Origin of the sequence: Helicobacter macacae MIT 99-5501, from assembly GCF_000507845.1 — a bacterium.
In the GTDB taxonomy this organism is placed as follows: Bacteria; Campylobacterota; Campylobacteria; order Campylobacterales; family Helicobacteraceae; genus Helicobacter_B; species Helicobacter_B macacae.
This window is the reverse complement of the sequence record NZ_KI669454.1, coordinates 1414096-1434838: the sequence shown is the minus strand read 5'-3', so window position 1 is coordinate 1434838 and position 20743 is coordinate 1414096. Positions and strand designations below refer to the sequence as shown.

General features: G+C 39.5%; 18 protein-coding genes. 9 read left to right on the top strand and 9 right to left on the bottom strand.

The genetic code is table 11. The annotated features are described in order from the left end of the window. The first annotated feature begins 77 nt into the window (after positions 1-77). From HMPREF2086_RS06340 to vapC, 3 genes are all read left to right on the top strand, one after another. Positions 78-563, top strand: coding sequence for a cupin domain-containing protein (locus HMPREF2086_RS06340; protein WP_408605733.1), 486 nt, complete (start codon positions 78-80; stop codon positions 561-563). A gap of 160 nt (positions 564-723) precedes the next feature. Further along, positions 724-966, top strand: a complete 243-nt coding sequence (locus HMPREF2086_RS06335) for an AbrB/MazE/SpoVT family DNA-binding domain-containing protein (RefSeq protein ID WP_023927947.1) — start codon at positions 724-726, stop codon at positions 964-966. Further along, on the top strand, positions 920-1351 hold the full coding sequence (gene vapC / locus HMPREF2086_RS06330) for a type II toxin-antitoxin system tRNA(fMet)-specific endonuclease VapC (RefSeq protein WP_023927946.1): 432 nt from the start codon (positions 920-922) through the stop codon (positions 1349-1351). Before HMPREF2086_RS06335 ends, vapC begins: the two co-directional genes overlap by 47 nt. Before the next feature lie 7 nt (positions 1352-1358). Here the strand turns inward: vapC and HMPREF2086_RS06325 are convergent, their stop codons facing one another. Next, complete coding sequence (locus HMPREF2086_RS06325; RefSeq protein WP_034560427.1) at positions 1359-1676, bottom strand: hypothetical protein; 318 nt, start codon at positions 1674-1676, stop codon at positions 1359-1361. On the opposite strand from HMPREF2086_RS06325, the gene HMPREF2086_RS06320 reads away from it, so the two are divergent. Continuing rightward, positions 1666-2625 (top strand): DNA cytosine methyltransferase, encoded by a 960-nt coding sequence (locus HMPREF2086_RS06320; protein ID WP_034560426.1) that lies wholly within the window; start codon positions 1666-1668, stop codon positions 2623-2625. The two genes, HMPREF2086_RS06325 and HMPREF2086_RS06320, sit on opposite strands and share 11 nt — an antisense overlap. A gap of 12 nt (positions 2626-2637) precedes the next feature. Next, the gene (locus HMPREF2086_RS06315; RefSeq protein ID WP_023927943.1) at positions 2638-3651 is read left to right on the top strand and encodes a hypothetical protein; all 1014 of its coding nucleotides are present in this window, start codon (positions 2638-2640) and stop codon (positions 3649-3651) included. Here the strand turns inward: HMPREF2086_RS06315 and HMPREF2086_RS06310 are convergent. After that, a complete protein-coding gene (locus HMPREF2086_RS06310; RefSeq protein WP_023927941.1) occupies positions 3640-3897 on the bottom strand; it encodes a hypothetical protein in 258 nt (85 codons plus the stop codon). The two genes, HMPREF2086_RS06315 and HMPREF2086_RS06310, sit on opposite strands and share 12 nt — an antisense overlap. A 267-nt stretch (positions 3898-4164) precedes the next feature. Between HMPREF2086_RS06310 and HMPREF2086_RS06305 the strand changes: the two genes are divergently transcribed. The 3 genes from HMPREF2086_RS06305 to HMPREF2086_RS06295 all read left to right on the top strand — a co-directional run bounded on the left by HMPREF2086_RS06305 (position 4165) and on the right by HMPREF2086_RS06295 (position 7613). Further along, positions 4165-5190, top strand: a complete 1026-nt coding sequence (locus tag HMPREF2086_RS06305; protein ID WP_023927939.1) for a carboxymuconolactone decarboxylase family protein — start codon at positions 4165-4167, stop codon at positions 5188-5190. A 164-nt stretch (positions 5191-5354) separates the two neighbouring features. After that, the gene (locus HMPREF2086_RS06300) at positions 5355-6395 is read left to right on the top strand and encodes an aldo/keto reductase (protein WP_023927937.1); all 1041 of its coding nucleotides are present in this window, start codon (positions 5355-5357) and stop codon (positions 6393-6395) included. Positions 6396-6452: 57 nt separating this feature from the next. Beyond that, positions 6453-7613, top strand: coding sequence for an aldo/keto reductase (locus HMPREF2086_RS06295; protein ID WP_023927935.1), 1161 nt, complete (start codon positions 6453-6455; stop codon positions 7611-7613). 291 nt (positions 7614-7904) lie between these two features. Here HMPREF2086_RS06295 and HMPREF2086_RS11560 read toward each other — a convergent pair whose 3' ends face one another. Beyond that, on the bottom strand, positions 7905-8048 hold the full coding sequence (locus HMPREF2086_RS11560; RefSeq protein WP_156921315.1) for a hypothetical protein: 144 nt from the start codon (positions 8046-8048) through the stop codon (positions 7905-7907). An 832-nt stretch (positions 8049-8880) separates the two neighbouring features. On the opposite strand from HMPREF2086_RS11560, the gene HMPREF2086_RS06290 reads away from it, so the two are divergent. After that, positions 8881-9798 (top strand): GT-D fold domain-containing glycosyltransferase, encoded by a 918-nt coding sequence (locus HMPREF2086_RS06290; protein ID WP_023927933.1) that lies wholly within the window; start codon positions 8881-8883, stop codon positions 9796-9798. A 535-nt stretch (positions 9799-10333) separates the two neighbouring features. On the opposite strand, the gene HMPREF2086_RS06285 is transcribed toward HMPREF2086_RS06290, so the two are convergent. The 6 genes from HMPREF2086_RS06285 to HMPREF2086_RS10830 all read right to left on the bottom strand — a co-directional run bounded on the left by HMPREF2086_RS06285 (position 10334) and on the right by HMPREF2086_RS10830 (position 20697). Beyond that, entirely contained in the window at positions 10334-11965 is a 1632-nt protein-coding gene (locus HMPREF2086_RS06285) for a phospholipase D family protein (RefSeq protein WP_023927932.1), read from the bottom strand. Positions 11966-12241: 276 nt separating this feature from the next. After that, positions 12242-13489, bottom strand: a complete 1248-nt coding sequence (locus tag HMPREF2086_RS06280) for a TolC family protein (RefSeq protein ID WP_023927931.1) — start codon at positions 13487-13489, stop codon at positions 12242-12244. A 60-nt stretch (positions 13490-13549) separates the two neighbouring features. Then, positions 13550-17347, bottom strand: coding sequence for an efflux RND transporter permease subunit (locus HMPREF2086_RS10835; protein ID WP_023927930.1), 3798 nt, complete (start codon positions 17345-17347; stop codon positions 13550-13552). A gap of 58 nt (positions 17348-17405) precedes the next feature. Continuing rightward, positions 17406-18566, bottom strand: coding sequence for an efflux RND transporter periplasmic adaptor subunit (locus tag HMPREF2086_RS06265; protein WP_023927928.1), 1161 nt, complete (start codon positions 18564-18566; stop codon positions 17406-17408). Next, positions 18550-19047, bottom strand: a complete 498-nt coding sequence (locus HMPREF2086_RS06260; protein ID WP_023927927.1) for a MarR family winged helix-turn-helix transcriptional regulator — start codon at positions 19045-19047, stop codon at positions 18550-18552. Before HMPREF2086_RS06260 ends, HMPREF2086_RS06265 begins: the two co-directional genes overlap by 17 nt. Positions 19048-19212: 165 nt before the next feature. Next, positions 19213-20697 (bottom strand): hypothetical protein, encoded by a 1485-nt coding sequence (locus tag HMPREF2086_RS10830; protein WP_023927926.1) that lies wholly within the window; start codon positions 20695-20697, stop codon positions 19213-19215. Between the last annotated feature and the right edge of the window lie 46 nt (positions 20698-20743).

Sequence of the window (20743 nt, the reverse complement as noted above, 5' to 3'; positions counted from 1 at the left end):
CTATCGCGTTTAGCGCGGATTTGGGGGAAATGATTTTTGGGAGCGTAGCTTTTGAGAGCACACTTTTTGCAAGCGCAGTGCTAAGAAGCGCGATTGTAGCAGGCGTGATTGCGCTAAGCCTAGTAAATATCACAAGCGCAAAAGAAGCCCAAGAGATTGTGAAAGCTGGGAGTTTGGGGGGATTTGTAGGTGATGAAAAGATTTTCACAGGCAAAGTTAAGGTAACCAAACTTTTTAATGACGCACCCTATCGTCCATTTGGCGGGGGATTGGTAGAGTTTGAGCGCGGGGCTAGAAGTGCGTGGCATACACACCCTGCGGGGCAAACGCTTATCGTTACCAAAGGCGTCATCATCACAGGCACGGAGCAAGACGAGGTGCAAATCGCACGCGAAGGCGACACAATCCTTTGCCCGCCGAATTTGAAGCATTGGCACGGCGCGGGAGATAAGCAAAGTGGCGCACATATCGCGCTAACAGGCATAAAAGACGGCAATAATGTGAATTGGCTTGAGAAAGTAAGCGATGAGGAATACAAAGCCACACTAAAAAAAGCGAAGTAGATTTTTTGTATTCGCGGGTGGATTCGTGCGTTATTTGCGTGAATCGCGCGTGAATCTTAGGCGATTCGTGTGCGATTTGCGCCTAAAATCGCATAAATTTTAAGTTGTATTAAATCATATTTTGTATATACTTTTGCATTAAAATATACAAAGGCGCAAAATGTTAGCAAAGGTTTTTAAAAGTGGCAATTCTATGGCGATTCGCATTCCTAAGGGTGTGAATGTGGAGCATATCAAGGCATTTGAGATACAAAAATTAGGCGATAATATTTTGCTAAAACCAGCATCACAAGGCGATTCGTGGCAAAGTTTTTTTAAGGCGGCAACACAATTTCGCGGGAAAATAGCAATTCCAAATGATGATGAACCGCAAGGTAGGGACTTTGGCAAAATATTTACTTGATACAAATATCCTTGTCTATGTGATAAATCACAATCCCCAAAAAGTCTTTGAAAAAATCGCCACAATGCAACTTGGGGATTTGGCTACTTGCTCTATTGTCGCAAGTGAGCTGTTTTTTGGCATTGAGAAGTCCAAATTTAAAGCGCACAATGCAAAAATGCTAAATCAAATGCTAGAGTCGCTTGTGATTTATGATTTTGGTTTGAAAGAAGCACAAATTTATGCGCAAATACGGGCAGATTTGGAGCAAAAAGGACAGATTATCGGCAATATGGATATGCTGATTTCTGCCACTGCTTTGGCAAATGAGCTCATTTTGGTTACAAATAATGAGCGCGAATTTAGCCAAATCGCTGGGCTTAGGATAGAAAATTGGACACAGTGATTTTGGATTAGATTAAATTTCTCACAAAATTCACACTATCGACATACTCGTCTGTTTTATCGCGCAAAAGTTTATCCACAAAAAGCCTATCAAAATTCGCGCTAAACTCGCTAAATGTCGCACTTTTTTCTATAAGCGTAATAAAGCTAGAAATGCTAATGGGAGCGAGTTTGCTATCAAACTCTTTGGCGCAGAATTTTTGATAAAAAAAATTCTTAAAATATATACAATAGTTTTGTATAATTCTGTAAAAACTAGGTGAGGTGGATATGTCAGCTTCAAAATCAATACAAAGTTTTGATAATTTAGCTTTTATGTCGAGCATTGATAATCCAAAAATCGAAAAAACACAAAAATCTACGAAACAGGCAACGATTGTTTCTATGTTTTCTGGCTGTGGTGGTATGGATTTAGGTTTTGTGGGTGGGTTTTATTTTCTTAATAAATACTATAAGCAAACAGGTTTTAAACTTATTTGGGCAAATGAAATTAGCAGTGCGGCGTGTAAAACATATAGAAAAAATTTAGGTAATCACATTGTTGAAGGGGATATTAACAATGAGTTAAATAATATGCCAATATATGCGGATATTATTATTGGTGGTTTTCCTTGCCAAGATATATCTATAAATGGTAAAATGCTCGGAGTTAAAGGGGTAAGAAGTGGTTTATATATCAGCATTGTTCAGGCGATTAGGCGTATTAAGCCAAAAGTATTTGTAGTAGAAAATGTTGGTGGATTATTATTAAAACAACATAGAGATTCTCTTAATAAAATTTTAGACGATTTTTATTCATTGGGTTATAACCTTAACTATCAACCCTATAATGCTGAGTATTATGGAGTTCCTCAAACTAGACAAAGAGTTATTTTTGTTGGAACTAGAAAAGATTTAGCTGAATTTATTCCACCGAAACCTACTTGTAAAATTCCCATAAGCGCAAAAACTGCCTTGCAAGATTTAGAATCACACCCTTATGATAGGGACTTTTCACATATTTGGAGTGAGGCAAAAGCTAGTGCAGAGCAAGGCAATAGAAAATTACTCGCTGATAGGGCAGGATATACCATAAGGGCAGAATGTCATGGGAATATACAATTTCATTATTCTTTACCTAGACGAATGTCAATGCGTGAAGCAGCCAGAATACAATCATTCCCTGATAGCTTTGTGTTTCCTTGCGGATTAAGGGAGACGGAACGACAAATAGGCAATGCTGTTCCACCTGTTTTGGCGTGGCACATTGCCAACTCTATCAAATCTATAATTTAAAGTAGATAATATATGACAAAAAATGATTTTGAATCAATTTTGAATAAATGCTGTATTGAACTTACTGCAGAATCTCAAAAAAGTATATTTAAAACATCATCGCAATTTGAAAATAGGGTTAGAGAAGTATTACATAATCTCACAAAAACCTATAAGAAGTTCAGTATTGATTTTAGCCCGCATCCACAAGCATTCCCAGATATTGCTATGGGACAATATGGTGTCGAAGTAAAATTTACTCTTAATGATACTTGGCGAAGTGTTGCCAATAGTGTATTAGAAACACACCGCATAGATGAAGTAAAACATATCTATATCGTGTTTGGTAAAATGGGTGGAACACCGCAGGTGCGATGGGCTGAATACGAAAATAGCGTAATTCATGTAAGAACCTCTCATGTTCCAAGATTTGAAGTTGAATTACAACCTGATATAACAAAGCAAAAAGAATCATTATTTAAACAAATGGGAATTTCTTATGATAATTTTCGTTCGTTGCCTATGCAAGAAAAAATGCGCTATATAAGGTCTTATGCTAGAAAAATTCATCCAGATGGGCGTTTGTGGTGGATAGATGATAGAGAAGTAGATACTCACACTACGCCATTACAAGCCAGATTATATACTAATCTTAGTTTGGAAGAAAAAACTAAGCTAAGAGCTGAAGCGGCTTTACTGTGTCCTTCAATAGTAAAATCAGGTCGTTCTAAAAATAAATATGATGATATGGTTTTATATCTTTTAACATATCACGGTGTCTTATGTCATCAGGCTAGAGATTTATTTTCTGCAGGTAGCGTTGCAAATCCAAGCAACGATGATAATGGTGGTATATATATTAAAAGAGCATTAAAACTTATAGAAGACGAAATGATAGAAGCCGCATTTCGTATGGAAGACGCACTTTTTGTAGAGTATTGGGGGGAAAGCGTTGCACCCAAAGACAGAATCAAAAGGTGGTTGCAAAAAGCAGATGGTTTTGCTAAGAATTGGACTCCGTCTAAAACATTGTTTTTAGACAAATAAATCCATTCCCGCTCTGCCCATATTTGAAAACCCAAGCTGATGATTGCGCGAAATATTATACGGCGGGTCGGTTAGGATACAATCCACTTGCAAACCTTGCTTTTGCATATCAGCGATAAGCTCTTTGTAATCACAATTTGCAAAGCTAAGGTTTGGGGTTTTTAATCGCGATGCGTCTGCCAAAGATGAGTCGCTATGTGGTTCAAATTCGGTATGATTGTCGCGCTTAGCTAATGCTGTTGTCATTTTGTCATTTCCATTTATTCGTGGCTTTTAGATTTTTCTTTGCTCTTGTTTTTGGCAAAATATCGCAAGAGATGTTAGCATATTTGGCTTAAAGTTTAATGCAAATATTTTTTGCGCGTATAAAACACACATAAAATTTCACGCACAAATTTTTATAAATTTTGCATTTTACCTCTTGACTTGGAGTTGCTATCAGGTTTTATAATTGTGTTTTTTCATTCTAGATTCTAGAATCTAGAGGGAAAAACCTAAATTTAAGGAGCAAGAATGAATGAAAAAACACGGCGAAATTTGCAAGATTTCGCGCTAGGTGTAAGCACAAGTGATTTGCAAGAATCACGATGCGATTTAAGCGCAAGCGATTTGCGCGACTTAAGGCGTGATTCACAAGATACGCAAGATTCACAAGATTTGCGTGATAAAGCACGGCGGGAGTTTTTGGCAGATTCGGCGAAAATCGCTGGAATCACGGCACTTGCCACCGCACTGCCACTAAGCGCGAACACAAGCGCGAAATCAACTAAAGGAGCAAATATGAATCTATCCACAACAGCAAAACAAAACCACGCCAAACTTTTTGGCAACATTAGCGGGGGAGTGGCAAAAACCGACCCCGAGTTTATAGAGAACTACGCGAATTTCGCTTTTGATGAAGTGTTTGCGGAGAGCAAAAGCATTGATTTACAAACACGGCTAAAGCTCATTTTAGCCGCACTTATCGCAGTGCAGGGCAAGGCGGAGTTTCGCACTATGCTTACCGCCGCGCTAAAAAACGGCGTAAATCCCACTGAAATCAAAGAGATTATCTACCAAACCACGCCCTATATCGGCATTGGCAAGAGTATGGACTTTTTGCTTTTGAGTAACGAAGTCTTTAAGGCACAAGGCATAAAACTCCCTCTAAAGCCACAAGGCACGACTACGCGGGAAAATCGAGCCGAAAAAGGGCTAGAAGTGCAAAGGAAGTTTTTTGGCTCTGCCATTGACAAAGGCAATGCGAGTGCGCCAAATGATGAAAAGCATATCCGCAAGTTTTTAAGCGCGAATTGCTTTGGGGATTACTACACGCGCGAGGGGCTGGAGCTACACTTTAGGGAGTTGCTTACCTTTGTGATTTTAGCCTCTCTTGGTGGGGCGGATTCGCAAGTCAAAGCGCACATTCAAGGTAACTTAAATATCGGGCATAGCAGGGCGTTTCTCATCGAAGTGATTACCGCGCTTGTGCCTTATATCGGCTATCCACGCAGCTTAAACGCGCTTGCTGCGCTTGATGAGCTGACATTGAAAAAATAAGGAAAAAGTGGGGAAAATCGAGGGGAAAAAGATTGAGGTTTTCCTCATTTTTTGCAAAAATTTGCATTTTACCCCTTGACTGATAGTTGCTCTCATCTTTTATAATTCCATTATCGCCTCTAGATTCTAGAATCTAGAGGGTAAATCTACCATAAGGAGCAAAAATGAATGAAACAAACCGCGATGTGCGCGCTACACAGCGCGATAAAATCAGCAATCAAAAACGGCGGGAGTTTGTCAAAAACACTAGCAAACTCGCGCTAGCAGGAGTGGCAGTAGGTGCGGCGGGCGCAATATCTGGGATTTCGCCCCTGCTTGCAAAAGATATGAAAAATGCTAAAAAAGGAGCAAATATGCAAACAATCAAACTCAATAACGGCGTGAAAATGCCAATACTAGGCTATGGGACTTATCAGATTCCACAAAACGAGTCGCAAAGATGCGTGGAAGACGCCATAAGCGTGGGCTATCGGTTAATCGACACCGCACAGGCGTATTTTAACGAAGAGGGCGTAGGCGCGGCACTAAAAACCGCAATGAGTGGCGGGGTAAAGCGCGAGGATTTATTTATCGAAACAAAACTTTGGATAAGCCACGCAAACGAAAAAGACGCACTCAAAGCCTTTGATGCGAGTTTGAAAAAGCTAGGGGTGGATTATATTGATTTGTATATCATTCATCAGCCATTTAACGACACTTATGGCGCGTGGAGGGCGATGAGCAAACTTTACAAAGAAAAGAAAATCCGCGCGATTGGCGTGAGTAACTTTTATGCCGATAAAATCACGGACTTTTGCCTATTTAACGACATAAAACCTGCGGTAAATCAAATTGAAATGCACCCATTTTTCCAAAAAGTCGATGAGCAAAAAATCAACAACGACTTGGGTGTAGCGGTGCAAAGCTGGGCGAGTTTCGCAGAGGGCAAAAACGATATGTTTAACAACAAGGTGCTAAAATCTATTGGCGATAAATACGGCAAAACCCCTGCGCAAGTGATTTTGAGGTGGTTAATTGAACGCAATGTCATCGTCATTCCAAAAACCACGCGAAAGGCGCGAATGGAGGAAAATATTGCGGTGTTTGATTTCAAACTAAATGCCGATGACAAGGCAAAAATCGCCAAACTTGATACAGGCAAATCGCTCTTTATCGACCATAGAGACCCAAAAACGGTGAGCTTTTTGGCGAATTATAAAGCATAAACTTAGGTGGGGGTAGGCAAATCTAAGCGCAAAATCCCCATAAATAAAGGAGTAAGAATGCAAAATCTACACGATTTAAAACGGCGCGAGTTTATCACAAATTCTGCCAAACTTGCTAGCGTGGCGATGATAGGCACATTGCCACTAATGGCAAAAGACACAAATTCAACAAAAGGAGCGAGTATGAAAGCAAACACTTCGCGCACCAAAAACGGCGTTAATTTCGTCAAGGTAGGGCACACAGACATTGAGATTTCACAAATCTGCATAGGCGCGATGAGCTTTGGCAAGGCAGGGACTTTCCTCGATTGGACGCTTGATGAGAAAGAGAGCGAAGCAATCATCAAATATGCGCTAGAAAAGGGACTAAATTTCTTTGATACGGCAAATATCTACTCTGCGGGGACTAGCGAGGAATATCTCGGCAAAGCACTCAAAAAATTTGCCAAACGCGAGGAAGTAATCATCTCATCAAAGGTGTATTTCAATAAAGGCGTGCTCTCACGCAAGGCGATTTTGCGCGAGATTGATGGCACACTCAAACGACTTGGCACGGATTATTTGGATATTTATATTATCCACCGCTTTGATTACACTACGCCTATTGAGGAGACTATGGAGGCGTTGCACGAGACTATAAAGGCTGGGAAAGTCCGCGCTTTAGGTGCGTCTGCGATGTATGGCTATCAGTTTGCAAATATGCAGCAAGTGGCAAAAGATAACAATCTCACGCCTTTTAGCATTATGCAAAATCACTATAACCTGCTCTACCGCGAGGACGAGAGGGAGCTAATCCCAATCTGCAAACAACAAGGCGTTACGCTTATGCCTTACTCGCCTTTGGCAAGTGGCCGTTTGGCTCGTGCAGAGTGGAAAAGCGATACGATTCGCAGCAAGACGGATAAAACCGCTATGGGCAAGTATGACAAGACAGAGGCGCAGGATAAAATCATCGCACAGCGCGTAAATGAACTCGCAAAGAAAAAAGGCGTGGCGATGAGTCAAATCTCTCTAGCGTGGCTTTTGGCAAAAGGTGCTGGTTCGCCAATCATCGGTGCGAATAAAACCAAATATATCGATGAAGCAGTGGGCGCGATGAGTGTCAAACTTAGTGCTAATGAAATCGCCTATCTAGAGGAAGCATATATCCCGCATAATATCGTGGGCGCATTAAGCGAGGAGCAAGCAAAAGAGTCGCTTGAAAATTTGGTGAAGTAGTGCCAAATTAGCAAAGGCTAAAATATGTAAGAGGTCAAAACTTAAAAACTATAATGACTTTAAATTAGACTTTTACTCTACACTTAAACCTTTACTTATAATAAAGAGATTTTTAAGGGTTTGGGCGATTTGTCTTTTGCTTAAGCTAGTGGTGGGAGTGGAATCATTAAATTTACAAATAATTTTCTATCCAAGTGGGGCATTGCTGTTCCCTTTTTATTCTCTTCGAAAAATCTTTATAATAAAGTAACAAAAAAACCAGCAAATATATTTTGAGCAATCGTAGAATATTCAAGTTTTTTCAAAGTGCTTTCCAAAAAATCCTTGTTCGGTTGCGATAAATACTTCGCCAGAATTTTTCCCGTCCATTAAAATCAATCTATCATTTTCAAAAACCATATTTCCGCTATCTGCAAATGTTTTTGTAGATTTCATTTCTTAAATATTTTGTATCTAAAATAGGTAAATTATCGTTGATAGAAATACTGCTTGAAATCTCACAAATATACCAAATCTTACATACGCTCAATAGTTTTGGATTGCAAAGGGTAATTCAGCGTTTGTGGTTTTTGCGTTTTTTGGCATAGTATGGATTGCCACTAATCGCTTCACAATTCTTGCAATGATGAGTTTCTAGTTTTCAAAGTGAGTGGGAGGATTCCCCTCCCATAGCACGAGTGGGATAGGTGGTGGTTAGATTCTTGTGCAGATTTATTTAGTATCACACCCCTCCTGCAAGGAGAGGGTGCTTTTAAAATCGCTATTTTTTAAGTTTGGTAAGTTCTTTTTTAGGTTGTAATTTGGGATTTGATTGCTTGTTTGTCTTGTGGATTTTTACCACTCCATAGTTTCCTTCGTAAAAAAAATGGGGGATGCTCTGTGTAAATTTCGCGAAGAGGGTGGCTTTTAAGTGCTTTTTCTAGATTGTTTTGCTTTTTTTTAAATTTGACATTACAAGTGCGAATCTCATCAGTTAGCAGATAAATGTGTGTTTGCTTTGCAGAATTTTACGCTTATCTTGTCCCCTATGATGTGGTGTAGAGTTTTTTCTATCTTGTTCAACTACTCTTGTGCGTTCAAACTCATCGGTAAGGTTAATGTGGCTTAGAAATAAAACAAAACCCATCTATCTTGTTTAAAAGTAGAGTGCCGTGTAAATGAAATAATCACGGTAAATTTTGATTAAATTATATTGAATTCATAAATTTTTTACAATTCGTTTTTTTTTTTTTTGTACTATGACCATAAAAATCTATAAGGAGTGATTTTGCTTTACAAATTCGTGCGTAATTTTTTGTGGAACATAAGGGATAGTTTTCGTTTTTCGATAAGGGATATTCGTAAAGACATACAAGGGTTGAACCGATTAAAACGATTAGAAGTTGATTTACTTATTGAGCAAATTTTATATCAAATTCCATCAAGTGGTGTCAAACGCCCAAATATCAAGACTAGTGAGGACACGATACAAGAGTTATTGAATTCAAATAAAAGCCTTGCACGATTTGGGGACGCGGAGATAGCCATTATTGACGGAGAGGGTATGTTTTATCAAAAATATGACAAAAAGTTAGCAATGAGAATGCAAGAAATTATAGCCAATGAACAAGAAAATTTGTGTGTTGGGATAAACAATATATTTGCCCCATTCCAGAATGTAATTGGATTATTGAGAGATACGAATCATATGGAAAAAAATTGTTATATGTACAGTGTGCCAAAGTCTCGGAGAGCTTATGATAAATATATAAACTATTCTATGCAATATTATTCAACAGAATATTTTTCAAAGCAACATTGTGGGCGTGATTTTGAAATATGGAGACATTATTTTAAGGGCAAAAAACTCGTCCTTGTTGGTTGTAAAGAAGCTGCTGATAATCTTAAATTTAATGTTTATGATACTGCACTAGAATTGCACTATGAATTTGTGCCGAACAGAGATTGTTTTAGTGTATATGATGAAACATTATCAAGGTTAAAATGTTACGACAAGAGTTTTATACATATCTTAATGTGTGGTGCAACAGCTTGTGTTTTAGCTTCTGATTTATGTAAAGAAGGATTTAAGGCACTTGATTTAGGTCATCTTGCAAAACATTATGATTGGTATAAGCGAGGCATAGATGTAGCAGCAACTGCAGAAAATACAAAAAAATTCCATAGTATTGATGAAAAAGAATAGAAATATTGGCGTTCGCACAAGATTTCAATTCGTGTTATTGTAGCGGAAAGGGAGAAGATCTAAGCATCAGATAGATGAACATTATAAAGTAAAGAGTTAGTTATATAAAGCTGAATTTTGGATTCAATACATACAAATATATAAAGCGTTAAGGTATTTGAAAAGAGTGTAAAAATTTTGACTCAAAAGTGGTGGCGCAAAATAAGCATACCTTTTTTATTTTACTTTAATAGCGCAAATTTGGTGCATTAAGTGTTGATTAACCAATATTTTCAACATTTTCGCAATTACAAGGCAAAGTACCTCTACTTATGAGTGAGTATGGCAACAGTAGTAATTACTCGTATGTAATGTTTCATTGTTTAGCTTTTTGTAATAAAACAAAAATTATAAAAAAACCACGCAATGCAAAAATCTTAAAAAAAGCTTTTTTGCGTAAAAAAATATGAATCAAAAAAAAATGGAATCATACACTGTTTGAATTTAAATACTGCTATATCAATTTTGATACTCTAACAAGACTCAAAAAATTCTACTAGATTTGATTCTCTGGAAGAAGTCGCATAAACACATTTAGCAAGCGCAAAAATGCGCTTGTATCGGGCGAGTGCTTGTAGCACAGCTCGCCACCCTCACGCACAAAGTCATCTATGAGGCTACTTTGCTTATTTGCTTCATCGGCAGAGTCCTCGACATATTCGGGCGCACACCACCGCAGTTTGCCTCCCCGACTTTCGTCATTTTTGTTGGATTTGCTACCTTGTAGCTCTAGCCTCCACGCTCTTTGCATATCTATGTGGATAAGTTTTGTGGCTTCTGTGGCAAATTCTGCATTATCAAAAGTCGCCATTACTTCGGTGTTTATCACAGTTGAGCGGGGGTCTAGATTGAAGCTGCCAATCCAAGTGATTTGCTTATCAAAGACTAGCACTTTGCTATGCAGGCTTGCACCTTTGGAAGCTCGTCCGCGTATTTTGATTTTGTCCTCGCCTCTGCGGTATTCATACACTTGTGCTCCAAGCCGCACAAGACTATCTCTATACCTCTCCCACGCTGCATACACAGGGAGTGAGTCCGTGCTTGAGAGAGAGTTTGTAAGCACAAATAGATTTAGCCCGTTTTGGATAGAATCTTGCATCATTTTTAGTCCTCTTTTGCCCGGGACAAGGTATGCTGATGAGATATAGATACTATCATTTGTGCCCTCCCAAATGTCTTTTAGCTCCTCATAGATTTTGCTTGTGGGATTGCGCTCATCGATTTTTTTTACATCATCGGCTATGAGTTTTGCCTCCCCCCAATACATTTTATTTTGTTTTTGCTGATAGTTATCGATAGCTTCATTTATGGCTTGGGAGTATTCTTCCCACTTTTCCTCATCAGATTCTAGGGATTTGATGATTTTGGGATAGTGCTTCATAAATTTCCTCATCTTACGCTTTGAGGGCAAAAACTCCACAGGAATAGAGCGATGATATTCCCAATACTGCTTGAAACTTTCTTTGGCGTCTTTGGCAATTTTGCCGATGAAAAACGCTTCTGTATCGGCAAAATTTACATTCACACTAGAGTCAAAGTAGCTATCAGCGATATTTCGCCCACCGATGATTAGAGCCATATTGTCCGCGATAAAAAGTTTGTTGTGCATACGGCGATTGATTTTGTCAAATCGCAAAATCATCTCTGGCAATCGAAAAAGTTTGATTCTATTTCGGTAGGGGTTAAAAATCCGCACTTGTATATTTGGGTGATGATTTAGAGCGATGACATCAGAGTAGTCCGAGTCTAGTCCGTTATCATCGATTAGAATTTTTACCTTTACGCCACGATTTGCTGCTTCATAGATTTCGTGCATAAGCACGCGTGAAGCAAGCTCGTTTTTGTAGATATATGTTTGGATTTCGATAGAGTAGCGTGCCATTCGCGCTAGGCTTATGCGATGAAGTATCGCGTGGCTTCCCTCACTCACTAGCAGTGCACCACTTTTTTGAGGCTCTTGTAGTTCTTCTAAGTAGGGCAGGGCGATAGGAGTAGATAGCCAATCCCTCTCTTCAAAATCGCTTTGTGGCTTGGACTTGAGATAGTGCGTGCTAGGGACTATGGAAGCACAGCCTGCTAGCACAAAGCATATCAAAAACAGAGCTAAAAAGGTAAGTGTGTCATTCATAGCGCGTCCGTTTGCTAGGCGTTTGGATGGTTGATTTGCTTAATTTAAGATTTTGGCAAAATCAAAAGTTGATTATAAAGCAAATATTTTAATGCTTTTTGATTTTGTGCAAGTATGATTTTTGTGTTATGATTTTTGTGTAAAGTATGATTTTGTGCCTAAAGTTTTAAAAAAATATGTGAGCTAAAATCGTGCAAGATAGATTTTAAGATTGCAAGAATCAAAAAAAGATAAGGTTAAAAAAACGCGTTGTAAATTTTGGTAGATTTTAGTAGGCTAGGGATTGCTTAGTCGCTCGATATTTGCTTGGATAGAGATTAAGTTGTAGCGGGCTTGGTTTATGCTTGTTTGCATTGTGGTTAGGAGTAGTTGAGCGTTGATTAGCTCGGTGTAAGTGGATAGATTTTGCAAGTAGCGGTTGTTTATGATTTGGTAGTTTTCTTTTGCTTTTTGGAGGGAATCTTGGGCGATTTGGAATTGGTGCTTAGCGTTTTGGTAGTCGCGTAGCAAAGATTCTAGGCTTAGCTCCAAATTGCGCTCGTATTGGCTAAGTGTGGATTTTGAGGCAAGCACATCATATCGCTTGACTTGGTAGGAAAATCCATCTTTTAGTCCATTGAAAAGATTTAGGCTGACATTTAGTCGCACTTGGCTTTGTAGCCCGTAGTTTGCACTTGCTTGCCCTGCACCATCGATATACCAATACTTCACACCCACCAAATCCACCTGTGGCAAAAACGCTCCCTTAGCGCGTCTAAACTCAATATTTGCAGATTCTAGGCGAGATTTTTGGCTTAAGTAGTCGGGGTTGTTATTTAGCGCGAGTGATAGTAGATTGTCTTTGTTGTATTCTATTAAGTCGATTGAGTCTATCTCGCTTACTTCCTCATCGTTTATGCTTATTCCTAGTAGGTTTGATAGCTCGGCTAATGCGTAGTTTAGATTCATTTTGGCAGATTCTAGCGTGATATTGGCATTTGAGAGCTGAAGCTGCATTGTTAGCACCTCGTTTTTGGCACGCAATCCTTGCTGATAGAAAGAATCCGCTTTTTTTAGTTGACCCTCTAGTAGTTTGGCAGATTCGCTTGCTGTGGCTAGTAGTGCGCGATTTTGCAAGACTTTGATATAGGCTAGCTTGGTAGAGAGGATAATATCAGCTTTGACACTGCTAAGACTTAGATTTTGCCTTGCTAGATTTTGCCTTGCTTCTGCGAAATTTAGATAATCACTAAAACCGCGAAATACATTCATATTTGCCGTGATATTTAGGCTATTTAGCGAGTATGTGGGGCTAAGGCTTGGGGCATTGTGGCTAAAGGTGTAGCCTGCACTAAGGCTTGGCAAAAATCCCGCATAAGTAGAGTATTTGTAAAATCTAGCTGCGCTTGTGGTGCTAGCTTGAGCTGAAATTTTGGCAGAATATTCCGTAGCTTTGGTAATGGCTTCTTGCATATTTAGTGCGTTTGCAGTGCTTATGAAAAAAGCGCAAGAGAACAAAACAGCAAAGAAAATGTAAAATCTCATTTTTGTCCTTTATGTATTGTTTTTGGGTGGATTTTGCAAAAATGATTTTTTGGAATCTTGCTATTTTTGCAAACTAGAGTTTGGCGAACTAGAATCTAAACTAGAATCTTGCGATAAAAAATCTTTAGATTCACTAGATTTAGCAAAATCTTTTGGCATAGACTCTTTTGGCAAAGATTCTCTTGGTGGGAAGTTTAGCAATAGTGCAGGAATCAAAAATATGCTAATGATTCCCCCCACCACAAGTCCACCTATAAGCACCGCACCAAGCCCGCGATAGACTTCACTGCCCGCACCAGCAAACACCACAAGTGGAAGCAGTGCTAGCACGCTTGTAAGCATACTCATAAATATCGGGCTAAGTCTTGTATGGGTAGAATCAAACACACTATCCCACCACGACATTTTATAGTGCAAGAAATTTATGCGGGCTTGGTAGATGATTAAAATCGCATTGTTTACGACACTTCCTACAAGGATTATAAATCCTAGCATTGTGAGGACATCTAGATTTTGTTGCGCGATTAGTTTATCGACTAGAAAAAGTCCCAAAAGCCCGCCACTTGTGGCTAGAGGCACGGACAAAATAATAAAAAATGGATAAAAAAAGCTCCCATAAAGCGCACTTAAAATCAAGTAAGTAATCACCACTGCCAAGCCAAATCCAAAAGCTAGCTCGCCTTTTAGCCTGCTAAGTTTGTTTGCATTGCCACTAAGGTTTATGTCTATGTCGCTAAATTCTGTGCTTAGAGGCTCTATTACGCTAGATTTTATAGAATCTATGACTTCTTCTAATGGTGCGTTTTTGGTTAGGTTTGTGGGGTTTAGTATGAGCAAAATATTGCGCTTTTGCTCATAGTGTCTTATGCGGGCTATGCCTAGCTCGTTTTTTACTTCGCTTAGGCTGCCTAGCATTATGATATGTCCGCTTGGTGCATACACTTGGGCATAGAGTATATCTTCGGGGGAGCGATTTTGCTCGCTGTCTTTTAGCACTAAGTCGATATAGTCTTGCTCATTTACCCCACCAGCGCGGACACTTCCTAGATTTTTGCCCTCTGTGATGACTTCTACTATGTTGCCAAAGCTAGCGACATCTAAGCCATTTGTTCGCAGGGCGTAGGTGTTTGGGTATAGGTTTAGCTCTCGGTTATTTTCTGCAAGAGATGGGACTATGCGGACATTTAGGCTTGGGAATTTTTCATTTAGCACTTCTTGCGTGCGAAGTGCAGCATCTGCTAGCCTGCTTAAATCCCCACCACTAAGGTTTATATCGATACTGCTTCCACCAGCCGCGCTAAAAATCTCTTGACGAAGCACCACGCCTGAAACATTTGGGATTTGGGCGATGAGATTTCTAGCAAAATCTATAAGAGCACTTGCTTGCTTTGGGTCTTGCGCGACAAGGTAGAAATAAATGCTATTGCCCACGCTTACAAAAAAATCTTTTATCACAGGCACGCAGGATTTTTTGTCTTTTGTTTTTTGACATTTTTTTTGGGATTTTTGTGTGTAGCCATTTACGCGCAAAAACGGCGAGATATGCTCATAAATCGAGCTTGCAATGTATTGTTTTTCGTTTAGCGATAGTCCGGGCGGAGGGGCGAGATAGGCTATGATGAAGTTTTGCTCTCCTTTTGGCATATAGTCGCTTTTAGGAAATGCAAGCAGGCTAAATCCTAGCGTAATTCCCAAAAATGAAACAATGCTAATAATCCTAGATTTTGGTGTTTGCGCACAAAAATATAATCCTTTCATTATCTTGCCACTTAAAAATTTTCCTACTTCCTCAAGCCACGCATAAAATTGCGTTTTTTTGGCTTGGAAAAGTTGCAAAAAAGTCTTTAGATGAGTGGTGGTTTTGGCAATGAGTGGCAGTGCTTTTGCGCTGTATTTTGCATATAGAGTTTTGCAAGATTGCTTAGATTTTGCGCTTGCTACATTTGTGGAATTTATGAGGGTTTGCGTGGCTTTGTTGTAGGATTTGGCTAGCGGCTTTGTGTAGCGCAAAATCATTTGGAAATATTTTTGCGAGATTGATTGGAAATTTATATTTACGCATTTTTGCTTGGTGCTATGAAGTAGATTTTTGACAAAAGGGGCATTTATAGTGATGAGTGTTTGTGGAAGTTTTTGTGAATATTTGGAGTGTAAAAATTTGTAGCGCAAGGTTTTGCAAAGTGTGTAGAAATTTTGGCGGGATTTATACCAAAATGTTTGTAGAGATGATTTTAGTGGATTTGTCTGTGGTAGAGAGTCAAAATAGGATTTTGTATAGTGTAAATCTTTGGATTGTGCTCTATGGTATGGGCTAGAATCTTGGTTAGATTTTGTGCTTGGTTTGGTTGATTCTAGGGTGGATTTCGCGCTAGGAGATTTTGCATTTTGTTTAAGCAAAAATGCAGGCAAAATAAATATACATACAAAAAACGCAATGATAATCGCGCTGCTTGCTGCTATGCCTATGTCGGCAAATAGCTGCCCGCTCTCATCTTTCAAATAAATGATAGGCACAAAAATCCCAATCGTAGTGATAGTGGAGGCAAAAAGTGCACCTAGCACTTCGCGCACACCTCTAGCAGTGGATTCTATGGTGTTTTTGGATTTTTTTTGATTTCGTAAAATCGACTCTAGCACCACGATACCAGAATCTATTACCATAGAAATGGCAAAAGAAATGCCTGCTAGGGAGATGATATTTAGCGTGCGATTGAAAAAATGCAGTGATATAAAAGTCCCTATGATACTTAGAGGAATCACAAGGGCGATGATAAAAAGCGAAGTAAAATTGCGCAAAAAAAGCCACAGAACGAGGATTGCTAGGGTCATTCCTAGTGCAATACTTAGCTTTAGTTGGGATAGTGCATTTAGGATAAACCCTCTTTGGTCTCGCCCCCACTCTATTTGTAGGCTAGATTTTGGTAGGACTTCGGTGTTTAGGTGCTTTGTCAAATCCTCCACCTTTTTTGTCAGCTCTAGTATGTTTGCTTCTGCGGTGGGGCGGATTTGGATAGAGATAGTTTCATCGTTGTTGTGGATATTGTGGCTTGTTTTTTTCTCGTGAGAAATCTCAATGCTTGCCGTGTCTTTTAGCCTTGTAACCTTGCCATTTTGGACTTTGATAATAGTGTTTAGCACTTCATTTAGCGAGCGATATTCTCCAATAGTTTGCAAGCGATAGTTGCGCTGGTCAAAGTCTATGTTGCCTGCGGAGATATTGCGGTTTTGGGTTTTTATCGCGCTTATTATTTCCTCTATGGTTATGTTGTTGTAGGCTAGCTGTTGGGCGTTTAGGTAGATATGAGCTTGGGTTGATACTCCACCTGAAATTATCACTTCGCCCACACCCTCGATTCGCTCATATAGGGGGACTATCTCGCCATTTATGAAGTCTTTTTGCTTTTCTATGGGCTGCCTAGAATCCAAACTTTTTGCAAAAAGATACACACTGATTGGGATTATCTCGCCTGTGGCTTTGATGATAGGTTTTTGGACATTTTCGGGGTAGCCACTGATTTCTTCTAGCTTGGAGCTGACTTGCAAAAATACGCTTTGCATATCGGCTTCTAGTGAGAATTCTAAGTTTATGATTCCCATACCGTCGCGTGAAGTGGAAGTTAGACTTTGGAGATGGGTTAGGTTTTTTAGGTGTTTTTCTTGGGTGTCTATGATTTCTTTTTCTACTTGATAGAGTGAAGCTCCTGCCCAAGTGGTGTAGATACTTATGGTGGGGCGATTTATCTGTGGGAGTAGCTGATAGGGGATTTTCTCTAGCGAGATAAATCCAAAAAGTAGGATAAATATTGCACAAACAGCGCATAGCACGCGGTTTTTTAGAAATAAATATATTGCAGACATTCTCTATCTCTCTCTTGCTCTTATTTGCTTTTTGTGTGGTTTTTGGGATTTTACCCTTTTAAGATTTTGGGTAAGAATCTTTGTATGAGATTTTGCGGGGGTTTGTTATCCACACTTGTGAGCCGTCTTTTAGGCTATCTTGTCCGCGCACTACGACTAAGTCGTTTTCTTTTAGTGGTTGTTTTAGGCTTTTGATAAGCGCGAAAGAGCCTTGAGTAGTGATGATAGTGATAGGCACGATTCTAGCTTGCATAGCTTGAGAGATAGTCTGCACGATGAAAATATGGGGCTTGCCAGCACTATATACGATACTATCGCGTGGGACTAGGAATCCAGCTTGTCCTCCTTTTTGCTCCTCTTGGGCTTGTCCAGAGATGTCAAGCCTTGCTTGTGCTGCCATTCCGTCCAAAAAGCTCCCATCATTTCGCACAGCGATATGCACAGGAAAGGTTCGAGAGAGAGAATCTGCTTTGGGGATAAGTGCGGAGATTTGCCCGCTGTGAGATTTGCCACCTATGAGCAAATCTACTTTTTGTTTTAGGCTTAGCTTGCCAACCACTGCACTTGAAACATCGATGATGACTTCGGTGTCGCGAGAATTTAGGATTTGGCATATCGCTTGCCCCTCTTTCACCCACTCGCCCACGCGCACGCCCTGCTCGACAATGATTCCCTCAAATGGTGCGTAGATAGTTTTTTGGGCGATTTGGGTTTTTGAGATAGCTAGCTCGCCCTCTAGGGCTTGGATTCTAGCTTCTTGAGATTTGATTTCGTATTCTAAGTTTTCGTATTGTTGGATAGAGATTGATTGGGAATGCAGTAGGTTTTTGTAGCGTTCTAGCTCGTTTTTTTGTCGCTCTAGCGTGTAGCGTGCGTCTGCGATTTTTGCGCGTTTTATGCTTATGTCTTGGGCTAGCAAATCTGTATCAAGGCTTAGGAGTTTTTGCCCCTTTTTTACGCTTTGTCCTATGCTAAAAAACACGCTTTTTACTATGCCTTGTGAGCTTGAAGCGATAGAGCTGACTTCTTTGAAGCGCACACTGCCGATGAAAGATTCGTTTTTGTTTAGACTGCCCTGCTTGATAGGTAGTGCTTCAATAGCTGTGCCTTTTTGTGCTGTGTTTTGAGGTTTTGTTGCGTTTGGAGCGGCACTCAACGCACAAGCAAAAATCCCAAAAGCCAGCACAAAAAAGATAAAATCTTTATTTAGCTTTTTCATCTAGCACCTCCAAAATCTTTAGTAATAATTTTTTAAATGCTTCTTTCTCGTTTTTATCTAGGGCTTTTTCAAATATCTCATCGGTTTGTGATTTTACATTGCTAGAGCCTATTTCTTTGCATTTTTCTTCACCCTGTTTTGTCAGCTCTACATATACGATTCGCTTGTCTTTTTTGCTGTCATAGCATTTTTTGACAAAGCCTTTTTGCTCTAGGGAGGTGATGAGGCGCGAAGTGGTGGTTTTGTCTTTTAGTAGAAATTCACTTAGTTGGGAGACATTCATACAGCTATTTTTTTTGTGTTTTTGGCACTCATCGCCAAAAATATCGCTATTTTTTGCAAGAATCATTAGCGCAATCATCTGCTCCACGCCCAATCCATAAGGGCGCAAAAGCGTGGCTATGTATGCTTCGATTCTCCGCGAGAGGTAGCCATTTAGCGAGGTTAGAGAAATGTTTTGGAGGTGGTCTTGGTTACACATAGGGCGGATTATAGCACATTTTTGTGGGGTGGATAAGGATTTGGTGCGCTTTTGTTAGGGAATTTGAGGATTTTTAAGATTTTTTGTTTGTGGAGTGTGGGTGTTTGATTGGTGTGGTTTGTAAAAATATTTTAAAAAAGCGTGGCAAGGTTTGGCGTGAAGTGGCTATTTTTGGTGCTTTTTTAGGATTAGGGCGGATTCTATATGATGAGTATGTGGGAATTGGTCAAAAAGTCCAAAATGCGTGATTTTATGTGTTTGTAGCAGAATGCTTAAATCATTTTTTAGGCTTAAAGGATTGCAAGAAATGTAAATGATATAGTCGTGTTTGGCGATAAAATCTAGCATTTCTCTAGCTTTTTGCAAGGGATTTTTGATTGCATTTTTTGTGCTTGTTTTGTTATTTGTTTGATTTGCGCTGAATGCACTACTACTAATTTCGCCTCCGCTTTTTTTGCTTGCACTTACACTGCTTATGCTAATCTCACTCCCGCTAATCTCGCTTTGACTAATATTACTTCCACTAATCCCATTTCTTGGCGGGTCTATCAAAATATGTGAAAATCTAAAAGATTTCAAATCCACCTCCCTAGCGCGAAAAAATTCCCTTTTTTCCTCCAATGCTTCTATGCTTTCCTCCCCGCTTAGTCGCAGTGCTGTGATATTTGATATGCCATTGTTTTTAGCGTTTTCTCTCAAAGCTGGGATAGAGGACTTTACCACTTCTGTGGCTAGGATGCGCCTAAACTCGCTAGCCAAACTTACACAAAAATTGCCCTCGCCACAATACAACTCCAACAAATCCTCTTTTTTGTGCGATTTTATCGCGTCTTTGACAAAGTTTATCATTAGCAGATTTATATAGGCATTTGGCTGGCTAAACCTCCCCTCGCTTCGCAAAAATATGTATGTTTTTTCTAGCGTGATAGATTCTAGTAGTTTGTCGGTTTGTAGAGTTATTTTTTGGTTTTTGCTTCGTCCTATGAGGGCTAGATTTTGCGGGAGTTTTTGGCTTAGCTCTTTTGCTTTTTGCTCCCATTTTTTATCTAGCTTTTTGTGATAGATAAGTGTCAAAATCACGCTATTAGAATTTTGGGTGGCAAAATCTAAGTCATTTGTAGTTTTTGTAGAAAATGGTGGATTTGCCACGCCAAGTGCTTCTATGGCATATAGCTTGTTGGATAGCACTTCATAGTCTTGCTTGTTTTCACTTCGTGCCAAATCATTTATCAAATCTATAAAAGATTTGAGCGCAAGGCTGATATTTGGTAGCAAAATCGGGCAGGATTTTATAGGGATTTTGATTGATTTGTTTGTTTGATTTTTGTTTGCTAGATTTTTTTGCGGATTTGCTTTTGTGGTTTTTTGCTTACTCATCATTGCCAAATCTATTTGGGCTAGATTTTTAGCAGTCGCGCTTTGGTTAGCTGTGCTTTCTCTATAAATGCGAAACTCCGCCCTTGCGCGATAGCCCACTTCTGGCGAGGCAAATACACGAAAATTCGCACAATTTAAGTCTTTGCCAAAAAGCTCTAAAATCCGCTCTTTTTTGCTGGCTAGCTGGGTAGGGTAGGGCGCGTCTATTTCGCAACCACCGCATTTGTTTGGGGTTTTTCTTAAGTAAGGGCAAAAAGGATTGCGATTTTGCATTGATACTCTTTGTGGGGATTTTGTGGGATTAGGTTTTATGGATTAA